Here is a 17,074-nt window from a genome sequence, read left to right on the forward strand (position 1 = left end):
CGCTAGTCGGGCGGATTCGCGAGCGAAATCATCTCATTGCGCTATGGCGTTTCTCATCCGACCCGTGCCCTTCTGGGGCACATCAGCCGGCCACCGGGTTGCTCAGGACGCCAATCCTCTCGATCTCGATCTCGATCTCGATCGTGTCGCCCTTGGTGACGGCCGGGGTCTTGCCTGGCGTGCCGGTGAAGATGACGTCGCCCGGCATCAGGGTGACGTACCGGCTGCAGTAACTCAGGATCTGATCGGGCGAGAAGACGAGTTCGCCTGTGTTCGACGACTGGCGGACCTCGCCGTCGACGCGGGTCTCGAGCTTGAGGTTGCCGTAGTCGAGCCCCGTGACGATCGCCGGCCTCATCGGGCCGAAATTGTCGGCTCCCTTGGCCCTGAACCACTGGCATCACCCCAAGGTCACGGTGATGCCGCACGTGGCGCGGCGGCCGACCGTCGACCAGCTCGTCACCGGGGTCGCCGCGAACATCCGCAGCCTCAAGTCCGGAGGGCGCCTCCTGCAGGAAGTCGACGTCACGCGGGGATACTGAGTCGGATCGTAGAATTGCAGACATCGGCGCTGTCGGTCAGATGGACGCCGACATCGGATGCCGCTTGGGTAGCTGCGTGCGATTCTTTGCCTGAGCAAGTCAGAATGCGAATTCGATGCTGGCGTGTGCCACGAGGACGTTCGTGGCTGCCGACGAAACACGGACTTCAGCGAACGACACGGCCTTGCCGAATCGCAAGACCTCCGCTCTCACGTTGAAGTCGTCGTTGACTGCGGGGCGCAGGAAGTGGGTGTGTTGATAGACGGTGCCTTTTGGCATGCGTTCGGCCGTTGTCCTTGCTAAGGACGCAACCGTATCGATGGCGGCCATGATGGCCTGGCCGCACAGTGCGCCGCTCGAGAACTTCAGCGCGTCGTTTTGCGGCAGCACGGCCGACACCACGCCCGGATCGACCTTGAAGTCGCGCAGTCCCAGGGCCTTCACCCAGGGCGCGAAAAGAAAGTCGTAGTATTCAAGCACCGTTGCGTCCGTGAGAGGAATGCAATGACGTGGAACTGGTTTCCCGATGTGACTCATCGCGCGCGCTCCTTGTTCAGGGATTCCGCCGCAGGGGGCGTCCCGCAGGCGACCTGCCACAGCGTTGTATCGCGGCAGCGTCGGTCGCCTGCGTCAGGTTCGCGTCCTGTCGGCCGGTGATCAGCGCCTTCCCCAGATCGGTGTGCGCACGGCGGACGCCTGGGGAAAGACGCTGAGCGGCTCGCCACCTTGCCACTGGACGAACATGATCTCGGCGCCGACCCGGCGACCCTTGTCGTCGAACTTCATGACGCCGTTGCCGCCAGGGAAGAACCGGCCCGAACCGTTCTTCGTCTCCATGGTGCGTATCGCCTCGCCGACCGCCTTGCGATCCGCCTTGCCGGCGATCTCGAGCGCTTCCTTCAAGATCCATACGTGGCCGTACATGCCGATGGTGTCCTGTGTCATCCAGGGCTCGCCGCTCTCCTTCTTGAAGGCTTCGGCGAGCGCCTCGTGGCCTTTCGCCGGCCAATTGGCGATCGAGAACAGCAGCCCCTCGAGGAGATCCTTGCCGACCAGCTTGAGCAGCTCCGGCGGTCCAAGCCCGCCGCCACTGGAAACGACCGGCAATCGTCCCTGGCCGAGCCCGAACTCGTTCAGCTTCTCGAGCGTAAGCTTCACGTCGGTCGTCGTCGTCGGCAGGAACATGAGCATTTCCGGTCGGGCCGACCGGATCTTCTGCACGAGCGGCGTGGCATCGGCCATCGGCGGCGTGAAGATGTCCTCGCCGAGAAGCTTGAGCTTCACGCGTTCGAGCCCGCCTTCGATGAGGGGCTTGGTGAACGCGGTCGGGCCCGCCGAATTGTCGCGCAGGATGTAGATGGTGCCCGGCCTCTTGCCCGACGCCTTCTCCGCGATATTGAGCGCCGTCGGCACGGCGTCGGCGACCATGGCGCTGGAGACCAACGAGGTCTGGAAGACGTTCTTGTAGCCGCGCGCGGTGATCTGATCGGCGTAGGCCATCGTCAGCCATGGCAGTTGGGCGCGTTCGGTGACCTCTGTCACGGCGAGCGTGAACGAAGACAGCCAGGCGCCGCCGCCGGCAACGATGTCGGGTTCAGACGACACCAGCCGCTGGGCGGCGTTCTTCGCCTTTTCGACGTTGTCGCCGCCGTCGATGGAGATCATGCGCAGCTTGGCGCCCCCGAGCGCCTTGATGCCGCCCTGCTCGTTGATGTGCTTGACGGCAAGGTCGCCGCCCATCTTCTTGAGCTGGCCCGACCGTGCCCAGGGACCCGACAGGGGGACGATCAGGGCGATCTTGACCTCGCTCGGCTGGGCGACGGCCCGCCGCCCGCCGAGGGCCAGTGCGCCTGCACCGGCAAGGCCGGATCCGAGAATTGTCCGGCGATTGGGTCGTTGTTTGCTTGTCATGTCGTTTCCTCCTTGGAGCTCCGGGTTCTTGTCTTGTGGTCTTCGAACCATTCGAGGGGATCAGATGCCGAGATAGGCCGTGCGGATGCGGTCGTTGGACAGCAGTTCCTCGTGGGTGCCTTCGAGCACGACGCGCCCAGTCTCGAGCACGTAGCCCCGATCGCACGATTGCAGCGCCTCCACGGCGCGCTGCTCGACCAGCAGCACGGTCAGCTTCTTGTCGCGGCGGATCTCGATGATGCGCTCGAAAATCGTGTCGACGATCGCCGGCGCCAGTCCCATGGAAGGCTCGTCCAGCATCAGGAGCCGGGGTGACGAGGCGAGTCCGCGGCCGATCGCGACCATCTGCTGCTCGCCGCCCGACAGCGTGCCGGCAAGTTGCCGGCTGCGCTGCCTGAGCACGGGAAACAGCGTCAGGATGTAGTCTAGGTTTGCCCGCCATTCGCGCCGGCCGGCTTCGGTCCAGGCGCCCATCTCGAGGTTCTCGAGCACGCTGAGGTTGGGGAATACCTGGCGGCCCTCGGGAACGTGGGCGATCCCGAGATGGGGTCGGTGAGGCGGGGCGACCGCGACGAGGTCCTGGCCTTCGAAGAGGATGCGCCCGGCCACCGGTGTCACGGTGCCCGAGATGGTCTTGAAGAGCGTCGTCTTGCCGGCGCCGTTGGGCCCGACGATCGATACGAAATCGCCGCCGCCGACCTTGACGGAAACCCCGTCGAGCGCCTTCAGGCCGCCATAGGCGACATGGACCCCGTCAAGCTCGAGCATACTGGCTCCACTTCTTGCCGAGATAGGCCTCGATCACCTGGGGATCGCGCGTGACGTTCTGCGGCGACCCTTCCGCCAGGACCGCGCCATGGTCGAGGACCACGAACCGGTCGGCCAGGCGCACCATCGCCTGCATGGTGTGCTCGATGATGACGATCGTGATGCCTTCGGCGGCGAGCCGGGTGATCACATCGAGCACGTCCTCGACGGCATCGGCTCCAAGACCGGCCAGCGTTTCGTCGAGCAGCAGCAGCCGTGGTCCTGCGGCGAGGGCGCGGGCGAGCTCGAGAAGACGCAGCTGCTTGGTCGTCAGCCCGCCTGCCAGCATGTGCGCCGAGCGCTCCATGCCGACCCTCGCGAGGGCGACACGGGCGAGGGCATAGGCCTCTTCGTCGGACGAGGTGGCCGCATAGGCGCCGACGACGACATTGTCGAGCACGGACAGGCGCGGGAAGGGCCGCACGACCTGGAACGTGCGGCCGATGCCCAGGCGGCAGACCCGGTTGGTCGGGAGGCCGAGCACGGGCTGGCCGGCGTAGGTGACGCTGCCGCTGTCGGCCTTGAGGATGCCGTTCAGCAGGTTGAAGAGCGTCGTCTTGCCGGCGCCGTTGGGCCCGATGATGCCGAGGATCTCGCCCTGGCGTACCGAGAAGCTGACATCCTGCACCGCCTTCAGTCCGCCGAAGCTCTTCGCAAGGCCGCGCACTTCCAGCACGACGGGCGTCCCGGCGGCCGGTGCCGTCCGCGCCGGGAGTGCGCCGAGGCCCGATGAGAGTGCGGGCGCAGCCGCAACCGCGTCGGCCGGTAGGGTGTCCGGGGCGCGCGCCGGATCGCCGGCGCCAACTTTCCGGCCAGCCCGGCGCTGCAGCATGTCGCGGACCTTCCAGAAGATGCCCTCGGGCGCGGTCAGGATGATCAGGATGATGGCGGCACCTAGCACGACGCCCTGGATGCCCGGCAGCTTGTCGCCGAGCTCGGCGTGAAGGATCTCCGTCAGGGGAATGAGGACAGCGGCGCCGATGACCGGGCCCCAGGCCGAGCCGACGCCGCCGAACAGGGCCATGATCAGGGCCTGGGCGCTGGTCAGCATGCCGAACACCGTCTGCGGCGTCACGACCAGCAGCACCATCACGTAGAAGCCGCCGATCGCTCCGGCGATGATGCCCGATACGGTGATGGCCTTTAGCTTCCAGCGAAAGGCGTCGATGCCCGACGCCTCGGCGGCGATCTCGTTCTGCTTGATGGCGAGCAGCGACATGCCGAAGCGTGACCGCTCGATCTTCAGGCACACCAGCAGGGCCGTCACCATCAGGCCCAGCCCCATAAGGGAATACATGCGATTGTCGCTGAACTGCATGAATGCCGCCGGCGCGTCGCGGCGCATTGGGAGCGACACCTCCTGCAGCCCCAGCCACTCGAAGACGTAGAGCAGGGCCAGCGGGTAGGCGAGCATCGACAGCGCGAAGTAATGGCCGCGCAGGCGAAAGGTCGGATAGCCGATGATCAGCCCGGCCAATCCCCCGACGACGCCGGCGAGCGGCAGGCCGATCCACGGCGTCACGCCGAGGAAGACGAACAGGATCGTCAGCGCATAGGCGCCGAGCCCGAAGAATGCCGCATGTCCGAACGACACCAGGCCCGAATAGCCCGACAGGATGTTCCAGGAGATGCCGAGCGTCGCCCATACCGGCACCAGCGTCAGCATGAGCTGGTAGTACTGGTTGCGCACGGTCGCGACGAGAATGACGTAGACGACCGTCAAGCCGACCAGTGGGAGGGCCCAGGAGGTGACGGTACGCTTGGTGCGCGGCACGGCCGCCTGGGACGGAGGCGCCTTGCTTTGCATCTCAGGCCCTCGTGACGCTGACGCCGAAGAGGCCTTGCGGTCGCAGGAACACGATCAGCAGGAAGACGATGAAGATCGCGGTGTTCTGGAGCTGGGTCGGGAGCACGAGCGTGGAAAGTTGCTGCACGAGGCCGATGATCATGCCGCCCCAGAAGGCGCCGACGATCGAGCCCAACCCGCCCAGCACCACGCCCGCATACATGACGATGACGAACTCGAGGCCGACATAGGGCTGGAAAGGGTAGTAGGTGGCCACGAGTCCACCGGCTACTGCAGTGATCGCGGTGCCGACACCGAAGGCGACACGGTGCGCCTTGTCGACGTCGATTCCCATGTAGGTCGCCGCTTCCGGATTGTCGGCGGCGGCCCTCAGCGACTTCCCGACGTGCGAGCGGTTGATGAACAGGTACAGGCCTATTGCCACCGCCAGCGCGATGATCAGCGCGACGCCGCGCGCCTTGTTGAGGAACACGCTGATGTTCGTGCCGAAGAGGGGCCCGAGCTCCCAGGCGCTCGAAGACAGCGATGTCTTGATCGACACCGGGGTCGAGCCGAACAACAGCAGACCGCCATTGGACAGGATGAGGGCGAGGCCGAGGGTGAGGATGAGCTGAGCGTAGTGCCCTTCGCCTTCGAGGCTCGCGACCTTCACCCCGGTCACCTGGCGGATGAGAAGGCGATGCAGGAGCAGGCCGACGAGGTACATGATCGGACCGGCGGCGAGCGCCGCCAGGATCGAGCCGAGGTCGGCGCCGAAGAACTGGCCGATGCCGACGATGCCGAATAGGTAGTAGGCACAGTACATGCCGACCATCATCAGGTCGCCCTGGCCGAAGTTGATGACCCGCATGACCCCGAAGATCATGCCGAGGCCGACGCACATCAGTCCGTAGAGCCCACCGATGAATATTCCCGCAGACAAGGCCTGCAGAAAGTTCTCGAGGTGAACGAGCATTGGGTTCACGACGACGTATCTCCTCCCGTGCGCGCCTTGATGAGCGCGCTCTATCGAGAGAGCGCGAACCCTTCGTAGCCCTTGCGTGCGATTTCCCCGCAGATGTCACGATAACGAACCATGCCGCCGGCATAGGGCATGAAGACCCGTGGCTTTCCCGGGATGTTGGCGCCCAGGTACCAGGAGTGGGGCGTGTGCGGCAGCAGCGTCGCGTGCGCCGCTTCGTTGACGCTTTGGACCCAGCGATCCATCGACTCCGGCCGGGCCTCTATGCGTGCGATGTCGTGGGCGCGCATGTGGGCGATGCAGTCGGTGATCCACTCGACATGCTGCTCGATGGCGACCTGCATGTTGGTGAGCACGGACGGGCTGCCCGGACCGGTGATCGTGAAGAGGTTGGGAAAGCCCGCGACCTGCAGGCCGAGATAGTTGCGTGGACCGCCGCGCCAGGCCCCGGCCAGCGTCAGGCCGTCCCGGCCGACGATGTTCATGCGCAGGAGCGGCCCGGTCATGGCATCGAAGCCGGTCGCGAACACGATGATGTCGAGCGGGTACTCGCGGCCGTCCCGGGTCCGCAGACCGGACGGCGTGATCGCCTCGATCGGGGTCGCGCGAACATCGACGAGCGACACGTTCGGGCGATTGAACGTCTCGAAGTAGTCGGTATCGATCGGCGGCCGCTTGGCTGCGTAGGGATGGTCGATGTCCGCCAGGTTGTCCGCCGTGGCCGGATCCTTGACGATCTGCCGGATCTTGGCCTTGATGAAGTCGGAGGCGGTTTCGTTGGCGGCCCTGTCCATCAGCAGGTCGCGGAAGGTCGCACGGAACTGCAGTCCGCCTTTCTGCCACGCCGCTTCGTAGAGCTCCTGTCGCTGCTCCGGCGTCACGTCGAACACCGAGCGATCCTCGATGGCGAAGGGCTGTCCGTTGCCCGTGCTGCGCGTCGCGTCGCGGATGGCGGTGTGGTTCTCCCTGACATAGCGCTGGAAGTCCGGCGTCAGCGGCGCATTCTGCGCCGGGACGCTGTAATTTGCCGTGCGCTGGAATACCGTCAGATGTTCGGCCGTCTGGGCGATGACCGGGATCGCCTGAATTCCCGTAGAGCCGGTGCCGATGACGCCGACGCACTTGCCGCTGAAGTCCACGCCTTCGTGGGGCCACTGCCCGGTATGCACCCATTGACCGGCAAAGCTCGCGAGACCTGGTATTTCGGGGATGTTCGCCGTCGAGAGGCAGCCGACGGCGGTGATCAGGTACCGGGCGCTGAACGTCGCGCCATCCTCCGTCGTCACATGCCACAGATTGGCCGGCTCGTCGTATCGCGCCGAGGAGACCCGGGCGTCCAAGCGGATGTCGCGCCTGAGGTCCAGACGGTCGGCGACGTAGTTTAGATAGCGCAGGATCTCCGCCTGTGCGGGATAGCGCTCGGACCACTCCCAGCCCTCGAACAACTCCTTCGAGAAGGAATAGCAGTAGCCGTGGCTCTCCGAATCGCAGCGGGCGCCGGGATAGCGGTTCCAATACCAAGTGCCCCCGACACCAGCGCCCGCTTCGAGGACCAGGGCTGAGAGCCCCAGCCGATCGCGCAGGCAATGGAGCTGGTAGAGCCCCGAGAAACCCGCCCCGACGACGATCGCGTCGAGCCCTTTGCTTTCAACTTTCGGCATGCGTTCGATTCCGTCCTGTCGTGCGACGGCCTGCGGCCGTTCCGGTTCCGGGCAGCGCGTATTGCCAAGCGATCAGCAGGAGCGCGCGCGCCGGCACCAAGTCAGGCATCGGCGACGACAAGGACGACCGCTCAGCCTGCCCTCGCTGTTGCGCCTGCATCCCCACTCCTCCCCAAGTCTTTCTCGTGCTGCCGGCTGAGCACCTGGATGGCCACTTCTGCGGCTCTGGCGATATGGTCGACGGTGGCCTGCCAGGCGCCGTCGGGATCGCGTCTTTCGATCGCCTCGACAATGCGTGTCACCTCGGCAAGCGTGTTCTTGAGGCGCCCCTTCTGCGACATCGATGTCGACCTGAGCAGGGCCACACGGTTGTTGAGCTGGGTCAGAATGCGCCCGACGATCCGGTTGCCGCATCTGTCGAGCAAGGCCTCGTAGAAGCCGGCTTTCGCCGTGAGCAGCGGCACGGTGCTCTTGCCGCGCACCACGTCGGAGAAGGCCTTTAGCGCCTGGCGCAGGGCGACGATGTCGTCGTCCGTCGCGACCTCGGCGAACCGGCGGGCCGCCAAGCCTTCCAGCATCGCCCGGACATCGTAAAGCTGCCTGGCTTCCGCCACGGTGAGCTCGGAGACGACCGGACCGCGATGGGGCACGATCGTCACCAGCTCCTCGGCCTCGAGTTGCCGCAGCGCCTCGCGCAGCGACGCGCGGCTGACGCCCAGGAGCTGGCACATTTCCCGTTCGATGAGCCGGTCGCCCGGCTTGAAACGTCCCTCCACGATTGCCGTGCGAAGGCGCATCTCGATCGCGCGGCGCAGCGGGGCGGGGGAGACAGAAATGTGCATGTCGTCTGTCATACAGGAATATTGTCTGACAATCTGATGATCTGTCAATTCAGCGTGCCGTCCGTCCATGCGAGACATCGGTCATCCCGAACCCGTTTCCCGCCGCCAACCTATTAAATAACTGGTTGACTAGCTAGTTCATTGTCGCGCCAGCGAGCGTAGTCTCTCCGCCGCGCATCGCTGTTATCCGGCGTGCGATGCCATCGGAGGGCTGAAAAAGGCATGTTTCGTGAGCCGGCAGTCGTTGTCGGTCTGGTGTTCCATGCCTGTTTCGACCCAACTTCTTGCCAATATACTAGTTGGTGGACTAGCTTTTAAACAAGCCGACAACGACAAGAACGGGAGGAAACCTATGGCTGAGCAACGCCTGAGCCGCCGACAAGCCTTGGTGGTGGGGAGCAGCGCAATGTTGGCGGGGCTTCCGGGGGCGGGCTCGGCCGGCGCCCAAGGGGCTTATCCGAACAAGCCGGTGAAGATCATCGTGCCCTTTCCGGCCGGCGGAGCGACCGACATCCTCGCCCGATTGATTGCCAAGCGGCTGTCGGACGGGCTGGGGCAGCCCTTCATCTGCGAAAGCAAGCCGGGAGCCGGCGGCAACATCGGCGCGGCCTTCGTCGCCAAGTCCGCACCCGACGGCTATTCGCTGTTGATGGGCGCGCCCGGCATACACGCCGTCAACGCCCATGTTTATGACAATCCGGGATACGACGGCATCAAGGACTTCGCGCCGGTGTCCTTGATCGTCAAGGCGCCCAATCTGCTGGTCATCAATCCGAGCTTCCCGGCGAAGACGCTGGTGGAGTTCATCGAGTATGCCAAGAGCAATCCTGGCGTGAACTACGGCCACACGAGCAATGGCGGCACCAAGCATCTGGCGGGCGAGCTCCTCGCCCTGAAAGCGGGAATCAATCTGGTCGCGGTCGCCTACAAGGGCGGCGCGCCGATGATGACCGATCTCCTGGGCGGCCACCTGAAGGTCGCCTTCGACGATCTCAGCACGTCCCTGCAGTACATCAACAACAACTCCCTTCGGGCGTTGGCGATCACCGGCAAGAGCCGGTGGCCGAACGTCCCTGATGTTCCGCGCGTCTCGGAGCTCGGTGGCGTGTTTGCGGACTACGACGTGACCGCCTGGTACGGCCTCGTGGCGCCTGCCGGCACCCCTGCGCCGATCGTCGGCAGGCTCAGCGGCATCATCGCCGACGCCTTGAATGAGAAGTCGCTGCGCGACGACCTCTTTGCCAAGGGCGTCGAGCCGATCGGCTCCACGCCCGAGCAGTTCCAGGACTTCATCGCCGAGGAGTACCGGCGCTGGGGCGAGGTGGTGCGGCGTGCCGGAATCAAGATAACCTGAGGGCCGTGACGGAAGCCAGGAAGACTGCACCGGCGTCTCCGACCGGCGAGCCGGACATGCGCCAGTTGCTCGCCGAAGTGGAGGCTCGACGTGCCTCGGTGATGGACGCGGCGCGCCCCGCCGCGCTGGCGCGTCAGCGTGCCAACGGCAAGAAGACGGCGCGCGAGCGCATCGAGGCGCTGTGCGATCCCGGCTCGTGGCGCGAGTTCGGCGCGCTGGTGACGGCCGCCGCCGACACCGACGTCACGCGCGATCTCGATGCGCCAGCCGACGGCATCTTGACAGGGCTGGCGACGATCGACGGCCGCTGGGTCGTCGTGAGCTCGCAGGACTTCACGGTCTATGGCGGCAGCAGCAGCGTCGTCGGCAGCCTCAAGCTCGCCCGCGCCGTCGACAAGGCGATCGATTCGGGGCTGCCGCTGATCCGCCTGCTCGAGGGCGGCGGCCATCGCATCCAGGAAGGGCTGGATGCGCGGCACTTCTCGTCGGCCAAGGGCATCTTCAACGCCTTCACGCGCGCCTCGGGCTGGGTGCCGATCGTCGCCGCCATGCTTGGCCCGTGCTTTGCCGGCCCGACCAACCACGCCGCGCTCGCCGATTATGTCGTGATGGTGCGCGGCATCGCCACCATGGGCATGGCGGGACCGGCGCTGGTGAAGGCCGGCACCGGCGAGGAGATCGACAAGGAGGCGCTGGGCGGCGCGGCGCTGCAGGTCGACGAGACCGGCGCGGCCGATCTCGCGGTCGACAGCGAGGAGGAATGCTTCGCCGCCATCCGACGCTATCTCTCGTATCTTCCCGACAATGCCCGCGCCGAGCCGCGGCGCATCGCCTGCGCCGATCCGTTGGACGGCAATCCGGCCGAGCGACGCAACGAGGCGCTGCTCGACCTCGTGCCGGCCAACCTGCGCAAGCCCTATGATGTGCGCAAGGTCGTGGCCGCGCTGGCCGACCCTGGCACCGTCTTCGAGATAAAGCCTACCCACGCGCGCAACGTCACGACGGCGTTCGCGCGCCTCGATGGCCGGCCGGTGGGCTTCGTCGCCAACAATCCGATGTTCGCCGCCGGCATGCTGGACGGCAACGCCTGCGACAAGGCCGCCCATTTCATCGCCGTCTGCGACGCCTTCGGCCTGCCGCTGATCTATCTCATCGATGTCCCCGGCTTCGCCATCGGCTCCAAGGCCGAGCGCAACCGCATGCCGCGACGCAGCGCCAAGCTGATCCACGAGTTGGGCATCGCCACCGTGCCGCGCGTTTCGATCGTGCTGCGCAAGGGCTATGGGCTGGCCTATGTCGCGATGTGCGGCGGCCGCGGCTTCGGCGCCGACGCCTGCTACGCCTGGCCGACGGCGCAGATCTGCGCCATGTCGGTTGAGGGTGCGGTCGACATCGCCTATCGCAAGGACATCGAAGGCGCGCCCGATCCCGAGGCGCGGCGGGCCGAGCTGATCGAGGACTTCAAGGATCGCCTGGGAGCGCTCCGCGCCGTCGAGCATTTCGGCATCGACGACGTGATCGATCCGCGCGACACGCGCCGGCTTATCGTCGAGTCGCTGCTCACCACGCCGGCCCGGCGCCGGCTCGACACGCCTCCCAAGTACCGTTCGATAGCACCGATCTGAGGCTGCGTTCGCGATCGGCGAGGAGACGATGCAGCAGGAATGGAACGCGATCTGGGGAAGATTGCCTGCAATGTTCCACCGACCGCGCCACTACTGACTCGTCAACCAGCTAGTATATGGGCCATGGGAACACGTCTCTGAGGTCGGAAGTTTCCGGCACTGTCTGGCACGTCCTCGTCGAGCCGGGACAGTCGGTCGGCAAGGACGACGTTCTGCTGATTCTCGAGGCGATGAAGATGGTGATCCCTGTCCTCAGCCCGTGCAGCGGGACCATCGCCGACTGGCGGTGGTGCAAGGCGATTCGGTCACCGAGAGCCAGTTGGTCGCCATCATCAGCGCCGAGGTGTTCGATGCAGGGGCGACGCCTGTCGACGGCTTGCCCGGGCAGGACCCGTCGCGGCAAGCGAGCGGCGCGTGTTTTCCGACAACGCGCGAGCGACACGCTTCAAATTGATCGTCTTGGGCTCGAACAGCCAAAGCGTGATCGTCCCGCGGATCGCCCCGAAGAGCGCGGTGGCTTCGACGTCCGGATCCACTTCGGGCCGGATTTCGCCGCGCGCCTGCCCTTGCCGGATCAGGTCGCGCAGGGCGGTACGATAGCCATGGCCCATGGCCGTCATTCTCGGCCGAAGCTCCGGAACCAACGTCAAGGACTCGAAGAACAGCAGGTACAGGACGCTGGTGGCCTCCCAGTTGGCCGTGGCTGACATCAGATGCGCCTCGATGCGAGCCGTGAGTCCTTCCAACCCCTGCTTGCCCTGCAGTTCGGCGAACGCCCACTGGTTGAACCACTGCTCGGTGCGGTCCACCAGGGCCACCAGGAACTGATGTTTCGAGCCGAAGCGCTCCAGCGGCAGGCTGCGACTGAAGCCGGCGGCGAGTCCGATGTCGGCGAGAGTGGCGCCGGCAGCACCCTTCTGTGCCACCAGGCGCAACCCGGCATCAAGCAGGCGCTTGTCGGATTCGCTGCGACGATCCTTGTTGGCCTTGTGCCGCTTTTTCAATGCGCGAACGCCTGAAACTTGAAGGGACGATGGCCCGGACATTCAGTGGGTGCGTCTCAGAAGAGCCATGAAAGCGAGAAGAACAGCGCGCAACCGTCAGCGAGCTTCGAGGGCATCCTGTAACTCAACCCTTTCGGCCCTGCAACGGCGCTGAAGGGGGCTCTCTCCGGAAAGTATCTCGGTGTGGCGAATGATTGGTCTCGGGGCATCTCCCGGACGATAGGACAGAAAAGCCAAATTAACTGGCTAAACTGCCAACAAGCAAATACGATCCTGCTTGGTATCCGCCGTGAGGAGCCCACGTTGTTGAAGGACGGTTGCCCCGCCGGTTCGGGCCCAAGGCAGATGCGGCGCTTGCAGCAACGGGCGATCGGGCAAGCCGCAGGATGATCCAGCAGATCGACGACCTTCGCGCTGAGGCGGCGGAGTTGCATCGGTTCTTGACGCTGCTGCGTCCCGGAGATTGGTCGCGCGCCACGCAGTTCAAGGCCTGGACGTTTGACGATATCCTTCGCCATCTGCACATCGGAGACATCATGGCGCTGACCTCGGCGTCGAGCGCCGGCGCCTTCGCCGAGCTGATGGCCGACATCCGCCGGGAGCGCGAGAAGAGCCCGAGCCGCGTCGAGGAAGCACGCAGGCGACTCAACGGTCTCGGTGGCCCGGCTCTGCTCGAACGGTGGCGCGGCATGCTCGAGAAGCTGTGTGACACACTCTCGGCGAAGCCGCCGGAGACGCGCCTGGCATGGGCAGGCCCGGACATGGGATTGCGCATGTTCACCACGGCGCGCCAGATGGAAACATGGTCGCATGCCCAGGCGATCTATGACGTGATGGGGGTCGAGCGACCGCCGCCCGCGCCGCGACTGCGCAACGTCGCCGAGATCGGCGTGCGCACCTTCGGCTGGGCCTATCGCAATCGCGGCCTCGCTGTGCCGCCGCTGGCGCCGTCCATCCGGCTCTCCACGCCGTTCGGCGAAACCTGGGAGTGGAAGGCCTCCGACAGCGACTCGGTCGAAGGCGATGCCGTCTCCTTCTGTCAAATCGCCACACAAACCCGCAACGTCGCCGATACGTCACTTGTCGTACGAGGAGAGACAGCCAAGCAGTGGATGACGATCATTCAGTGTTTCGCCGGCCAACCCGAGACACCGCCTTCACCCGGCACTCGCTACCGGTCGAAGGCATCTTCGGCGCCCGCACCTTCACCATGATGCCGCGCGGCGCCATGCTGGTGAACGTCGGGCGCGGCAAGCACGTCGTCGACAAGGACCCGGTCGCCGCGAACATCCGCAGCCTCAAGTCCGGAGGACGCCTCCTGCAGGAAGTCGACGTCACGCGGGGATACTGATTCGAGTAGAATTGCAGATATCGGCGTCATCAGTCAGATGGATGCCCACTGTGATTCTGGCCGATACCGGCGCTACTGTGCTGGTGTCGGCGAATGTGCTGCGGCCGCACTTCCACGTGACAGAGGCCATCTGCCGGCTCTTGACGAGCCCATAGACCCCGGGATCACCAGCAGCGTCAGCAAGGTCGAGCTCGCCATGCCGCCGATCATTGGCACGGCGATGCGCTGCATCACCTCCGATCCCGTGCCCTCGTTCCATAGGATCGGCAATAGCCCGGCGGTGATCGCCGTTACCGTCATCATCTTGGGCCGCACGCGCTCGACCGCGCCCTCCATGATGGCGGCCCTGAGATCGTCGCGCGTGAAGGGCCGGCCCTAGGCGGCGCACAGGGCGCGGCGCGCGCCGAGCGCATGGTCGAGATAGATCAGCATCACCACGCCGGTTTCGGCGGCGAGCCCGGCCAGCGCGATGCAGCCCACGACGACGGCCACGCTCATGTTGAAGCCCATCAACCAGCCCAGCCAGAAGCCGCCGACCAGGGGGAAGGGCAGCGACAGCATGACGATCGAGCTCGACAACCGCGGATACATTCGTGTGAACGAGCGGCTGGAGACGACCGCGCCCGATGTCTGGGCAATCGGCGAATGCGCGGGTAGCCCGCAGTTCACTCACGTCTCGGTGGATGACTTTCGCATCGTCAGGGACAACCTGGCCGGCGGCAAGCGCGGCACGCGTGATCGGCTTGTGCCCCATTGTTTGTTCACCGATCCGCCGCTTGCCCATGTCGGACTGAACGAACGCGAAGCTGAACGTCAAGGCATCGCGGCGCGCGTCGCCAAGCTGCCGATGAGCGCCGTTTTGCGCACCGAAGCGACCGGCGAAACGCAGGGCTTCATGAAGGTGCTGGTCGGCGAGGAGGATGACCGCATCCTGGGCTTCACCATGCTCGGATCGGAGGCGGGCGAGGTGATGACGGCCGTGCAGATGGCGATGTTGGCGAGGACGCCTTACCCGATCGTGCGCAATGCCGTCATTGCGCATCTGACCTTCGCCGAGTGCCTCGGTGCATTGCTGTCGAATGTGGCGCCTCGGCCAAAGCTGGACGCCGCTAAATTCGTCGACCCTGGAAAATAGGCCGAATGCCTGTAACCGAACCCGAATGACCCGCGAATGTAGTTTCGTCAGCTAACATAGGAGAAGCGAACATGATCTCTGCGGCATTTCCATACCAAAAACAGCGACGGCGGATCCTCGGCAGGAGATGGCGTACGTAGAGGTGGAAAGGGCGATCCCATCGTGCTGCTGCACGGCAATCCGACCTCGTCGTATCTCTGGCGCAACGTGTTGGCGCACCTGCAGCCACTGGGCCGTTGCATCGTCCCCGACCTGATCGGCATGGGCGATTCCGACAAGCTGCCTGACAGTGGCCCCGGCTCGTATCGCTTCGTCGAGCATCGCCGCTATCTCGATGCCCTGCTCGAGGCCCTGGATGTGCGCGAGCGAGTCACCTTCGTCATCCATGACTGGGGGTCGGCCCTCGGCTTCGACTGGGCCAACCGCCACCGCGAGGCCGTGAAGGGCATCGCCTACATGGAGGCGATCGTGGGACCACAGCACTGGGACCACTGGGACAAGTTCGGAATGCGTCCAGCCTTGCAGGCTCTGCGTTCCGAGGCCGGCGAGGCGATGGTCCTGCAAGACATCTTCTTCATCGAGAAGATTCTGCCGAAGGCCATCCTGCGCCAACTCTCCGCCGAGGAGATGGCGGCGTACTGACGGCCGTTCGCCGAGCCTGGCGAGGGGCGCCGGCCGACGCTGACGTGGCCGCGGCAGATCCCCATCGAGGGCGAGCCGGCCGACGTGGTCGCGATCGCGGCCGCCTACGCGGACTGGCTGGCGACGAGCAGTGTGCCCAAGCTGTTCGTGAAGGCCGAGCCCGGTGGGATTCTCGCCGGCGGTGCGGTTCTTGACCTTGCCCACAGGTGGCCGGCGCAGACCGAAGTCAAGGTTGCAGGCGTCCACTACCTCCAGGAAGATTCGCCGGACGAGATCGGGCGGGCCATTACAGGTTGGATGGGGGCGTTGGGCTGACCGAGCTATGCGATCAGGACGCCGCAACTTCAGCGGAGACTTGGCAGGCGATGCAGCGCATTCCGAGAAAGTACGGATACGTTGTGTTTGGCGTCATCCAGTCGGGTCTCACGTCGGCGATTGCGGCCGGGTCGCAAGCGTCCCTTTCCTCGGCACCTTTGCCTTCGTGGAGAACTGGCTCGGCTCCTGGCTGGTCGCATGGATGACAACCATTGCCATTGTGATACTGGCTGCTCCTGCTAGCCGGCGCCTCGTCCTCGACCTGACGAATGATTTCGGTGATCGCCGCAAGGGAATAGGCCTGCCGGCCGAGGCGCCGACGCGAACAGAGCTGGAGCTTCATCGCCCCTCGCGTCCAATCTCGGGCATGATCTCATCGGGCAGCACGAGGCCGAATCTCTGCGAATCTGCACTGAAGGCTGACAACGCGCGCCTCCTACCGTCGAATCCGCTCGTAGAGACGGTGCGACCAGATGGTTCTAGGCTACCATACGGCGTGTAACACTTGGCCTAGCCTACATGTAGAAGCCTCGGCAGGCTTATCGCGGTAGGCATCGCTGAGACGTGCGACAACAGGCCAAAACAATAAGGGGGCGCAAGTGTGCGACGAGAATGGGCCTAGCCTGTTGATTGCACGACGTTTTGTCTGGAGCGACCATCTAGCTAAGCTACGGATCAGAAGGTTAGGAGTCCAAATCTGTTCGGGCGCGCCACCATCCCAATGACTTGCCGGATGTACTTAGCCACGGCTTCGCAGCACGGAAGTCATCGACGTGCCCGCCAACAACTTTCGCCGGACCGAATGCCGCTCGCGCCGGTGTCCGACCATCACGTGTGGCTGGCCGGCCGAACCGTAGCGGAGTGATTGCCTACGCCGCTGCTGCGCGGCGGAGAAAACATAAAACTCACCGCCGGCGAGCCAGGACGTAGACCGCGACGGCGGCTGCGGCGATGCCGGCGGTCGCGCCGATGCCGAGAGCCCAGCGCGGCCCGTAGTGACTCGCCACCCATCCAACGATCGGTGCTCCGATCGGCGTGCCGCCAAGGGCAATCGCTACGCGCAGCGCCATCACTCGTCCGCGCATCGTGGGCTCGGTCGTAAGCTGCATCAGGCTGT

Annotated in this window: 17 protein-coding genes and 4 pseudogenes; 10 read left to right on the forward strand and 11 right to left on the reverse strand. The window is 65.2% G+C overall.

The features are described 5' to 3' along the window. Positions 1 to 82: 82 nt before the first annotated feature. Positions 83 to 358, reverse strand: a complete 276-nt coding sequence (locus tag AB7O82_RS10090) for a fumarylacetoacetate hydrolase family protein (RefSeq protein ID WP_428619301.1) — start codon at positions 356 to 358, stop codon at positions 83 to 85. Between AB7O82_RS10090 and AB7O82_RS10095 the strand changes: the two genes are divergently transcribed. Next, entirely contained in the window at positions 339 to 542 is a 204-nt protein-coding gene (locus tag AB7O82_RS10095; protein WP_428619302.1) for a hypothetical protein, read from the forward strand. The two genes, AB7O82_RS10090 and AB7O82_RS10095, sit on opposite strands and share 20 nt — an antisense overlap. Positions 543 to 641: 99 nt before the next feature. Here the strand turns inward: AB7O82_RS10095 and AB7O82_RS10100 are convergent, their stop codons facing one another. The 7 genes and pseudogenes from AB7O82_RS10100 to AB7O82_RS10130 form a co-directional block, all read right to left on the reverse strand. Next, entirely contained in the window at positions 642 to 1,022 is a 381-nt protein-coding gene (locus AB7O82_RS10100) for a PaaI family thioesterase (RefSeq protein WP_428619304.1), read from the reverse strand. Between the two features lie 177 nt (positions 1,023 to 1,199). After that, positions 1,200 to 2,453 (reverse strand): ABC transporter substrate-binding protein, encoded by a 1,254-nt coding sequence (locus AB7O82_RS10105; protein WP_428551426.1) that lies wholly within the window; start codon positions 2,451 to 2,453, stop codon positions 1,200 to 1,202. Between the two features lie 273 nt (positions 2,454 to 2,726). Then, positions 2,727 to 3,221: pseudogene (locus AB7O82_RS10110) on the reverse strand (ABC transporter ATP-binding protein); the annotation flags it as partial. Beyond that, positions 3,208 to 5,067 (reverse strand): ABC transporter permease subunit, encoded by a 1,860-nt coding sequence (locus AB7O82_RS10115; protein WP_428619306.1) that lies wholly within the window; start codon positions 5,065 to 5,067, stop codon positions 3,208 to 3,210. The gene AB7O82_RS10115 and the pseudogene AB7O82_RS10110, both read right to left, overlap by 14 nt. A gap of 1 nt (position 5,068) precedes the next feature. Next, the gene (locus tag AB7O82_RS10120) at positions 5,069 to 6,022 is read right to left on the reverse strand and encodes a branched-chain amino acid ABC transporter permease (protein ID WP_428551442.1); all 954 of its coding nucleotides are present in this window, start codon (positions 6,020 to 6,022) and stop codon (positions 5,069 to 5,071) included. 50 nt (positions 6,023 to 6,072) lie between these two features. Continuing rightward, the gene (locus AB7O82_RS10125) at positions 6,073 to 7,689 is read right to left on the reverse strand and encodes a flavin-containing monooxygenase (RefSeq protein ID WP_428619308.1); all 1,617 of its coding nucleotides are present in this window, start codon (positions 7,687 to 7,689) and stop codon (positions 6,073 to 6,075) included. Positions 7,690 to 7,820: 131 nt separating this feature from the next. After that, positions 7,821 to 8,600, reverse strand: coding sequence for a GntR family transcriptional regulator (locus AB7O82_RS10130; protein ID WP_428551433.1), 780 nt, complete (start codon positions 8,598 to 8,600; stop codon positions 7,821 to 7,823). A gap of 193 nt (positions 8,601 to 8,793) precedes the next feature. Between AB7O82_RS10130 and AB7O82_RS10135 the strand changes: the two genes are divergently transcribed. The 3 genes and pseudogenes from AB7O82_RS10135 to AB7O82_RS10145 all read left to right on the forward strand — a co-directional run. Further along, the gene (locus AB7O82_RS10135) at positions 8,794 to 9,885 is read left to right on the forward strand and encodes a Bug family tripartite tricarboxylate transporter substrate binding protein (RefSeq protein WP_428619310.1); all 1,092 of its coding nucleotides are present in this window, start codon (positions 8,794 to 8,796) and stop codon (positions 9,883 to 9,885) included. A 56-nt stretch (positions 9,886 to 9,941) separates the two neighbouring features. Further along, positions 9,942 to 11,510, forward strand: a complete 1,569-nt coding sequence (locus AB7O82_RS10140) for an acyl-CoA carboxylase subunit beta (RefSeq protein ID WP_428551437.1) — start codon at positions 9,942 to 9,944, stop codon at positions 11,508 to 11,510. Between the two features lie 116 nt (positions 11,511 to 11,626). Beyond that, positions 11,627 to 11,776: pseudogene (locus tag AB7O82_RS10145) on the forward strand (acetyl-CoA carboxylase biotin carboxyl carrier protein subunit); the annotation flags it as partial. A 66-nt stretch (positions 11,777 to 11,842) separates the two neighbouring features. Here AB7O82_RS10145 and AB7O82_RS10150 read toward each other — a convergent pair. After that, on the reverse strand, positions 11,843 to 12,514 hold the full coding sequence (locus AB7O82_RS10150; RefSeq protein ID WP_428619313.1) for a TetR/AcrR family transcriptional regulator: 672 nt from the start codon (positions 12,512 to 12,514) through the stop codon (positions 11,843 to 11,845). 386 nt (positions 12,515 to 12,900) lie between these two features. On the opposite strand from AB7O82_RS10150, the gene AB7O82_RS10155 reads away from it, so the two are divergent. Together AB7O82_RS10155 and AB7O82_RS10160 are read left to right on the forward strand one after the other, a co-directional pair. Continuing rightward, entirely contained in the window at positions 12,901 to 13,728 is an 828-nt protein-coding gene (locus AB7O82_RS10155; protein WP_428556389.1) for a TIGR03084 family metal-binding protein, read from the forward strand. A 14-nt stretch (positions 13,729 to 13,742) separates the two neighbouring features. Beyond that, complete coding sequence (locus tag AB7O82_RS10160) at positions 13,743 to 13,865, forward strand: hypothetical protein (RefSeq protein ID WP_428556392.1); 123 nt, start codon at positions 13,743 to 13,745, stop codon at positions 13,863 to 13,865. 72 nt (positions 13,866 to 13,937) lie between these two features. Here the strand turns inward: AB7O82_RS10160 and AB7O82_RS10165 are convergent. Then, positions 13,938 to 14,432: pseudogene (locus AB7O82_RS10165) on the reverse strand (efflux RND transporter permease subunit); the annotation flags it as partial. On the opposite strand from AB7O82_RS10165, the gene AB7O82_RS10170 reads away from it, so the two are divergent. The 4 genes from AB7O82_RS10170 to AB7O82_RS10185 all read left to right on the forward strand — a co-directional run bounded on the left by AB7O82_RS10170 (position 14,425) and on the right by AB7O82_RS10185 (position 16,459). After that, entirely contained in the window at positions 14,425 to 15,000 is a 576-nt protein-coding gene (locus AB7O82_RS10170; RefSeq protein WP_428551587.1) for an FAD-dependent oxidoreductase, read from the forward strand. The pseudogene AB7O82_RS10165 and the gene AB7O82_RS10170 overlap by 8 nt on opposite strands. A 162-nt stretch (positions 15,001 to 15,162) precedes the next feature. Continuing rightward, positions 15,163 to 15,642 (forward strand): alpha/beta fold hydrolase, encoded by a 480-nt coding sequence (locus tag AB7O82_RS10175; protein ID WP_428551590.1) that lies wholly within the window; start codon positions 15,163 to 15,165, stop codon positions 15,640 to 15,642. Positions 15,643 to 15,726: 84 nt separating this feature from the next. Beyond that, complete coding sequence (locus AB7O82_RS10180; protein ID WP_428551592.1) at positions 15,727 to 15,957, forward strand: hypothetical protein; 231 nt, start codon at positions 15,727 to 15,729, stop codon at positions 15,955 to 15,957. A gap of 202 nt (positions 15,958 to 16,159) precedes the next feature. Then, positions 16,160 to 16,459 carry a hypothetical protein gene (locus tag AB7O82_RS10185; protein ID WP_428619316.1) on the forward strand — a complete coding sequence of 100 codons (300 nt, stop codon included), beginning with the start codon at positions 16,160 to 16,162 and terminating at the stop codon, positions 16,457 to 16,459. A gap of 403 nt (positions 16,460 to 16,862) precedes the next feature. Here AB7O82_RS10185 and AB7O82_RS10190 read toward each other — a convergent pair. Further along, positions 16,863 to 17,074 (reverse strand): annotated as a pseudogene (locus AB7O82_RS10190) (MFS transporter); the annotation flags it as partial.

The organism is Reyranella sp. (assembly GCF_050185545.1).
GTDB lineage: Bacteria > Pseudomonadota > Alphaproteobacteria > Reyranellales > Reyranellaceae > Reyranella.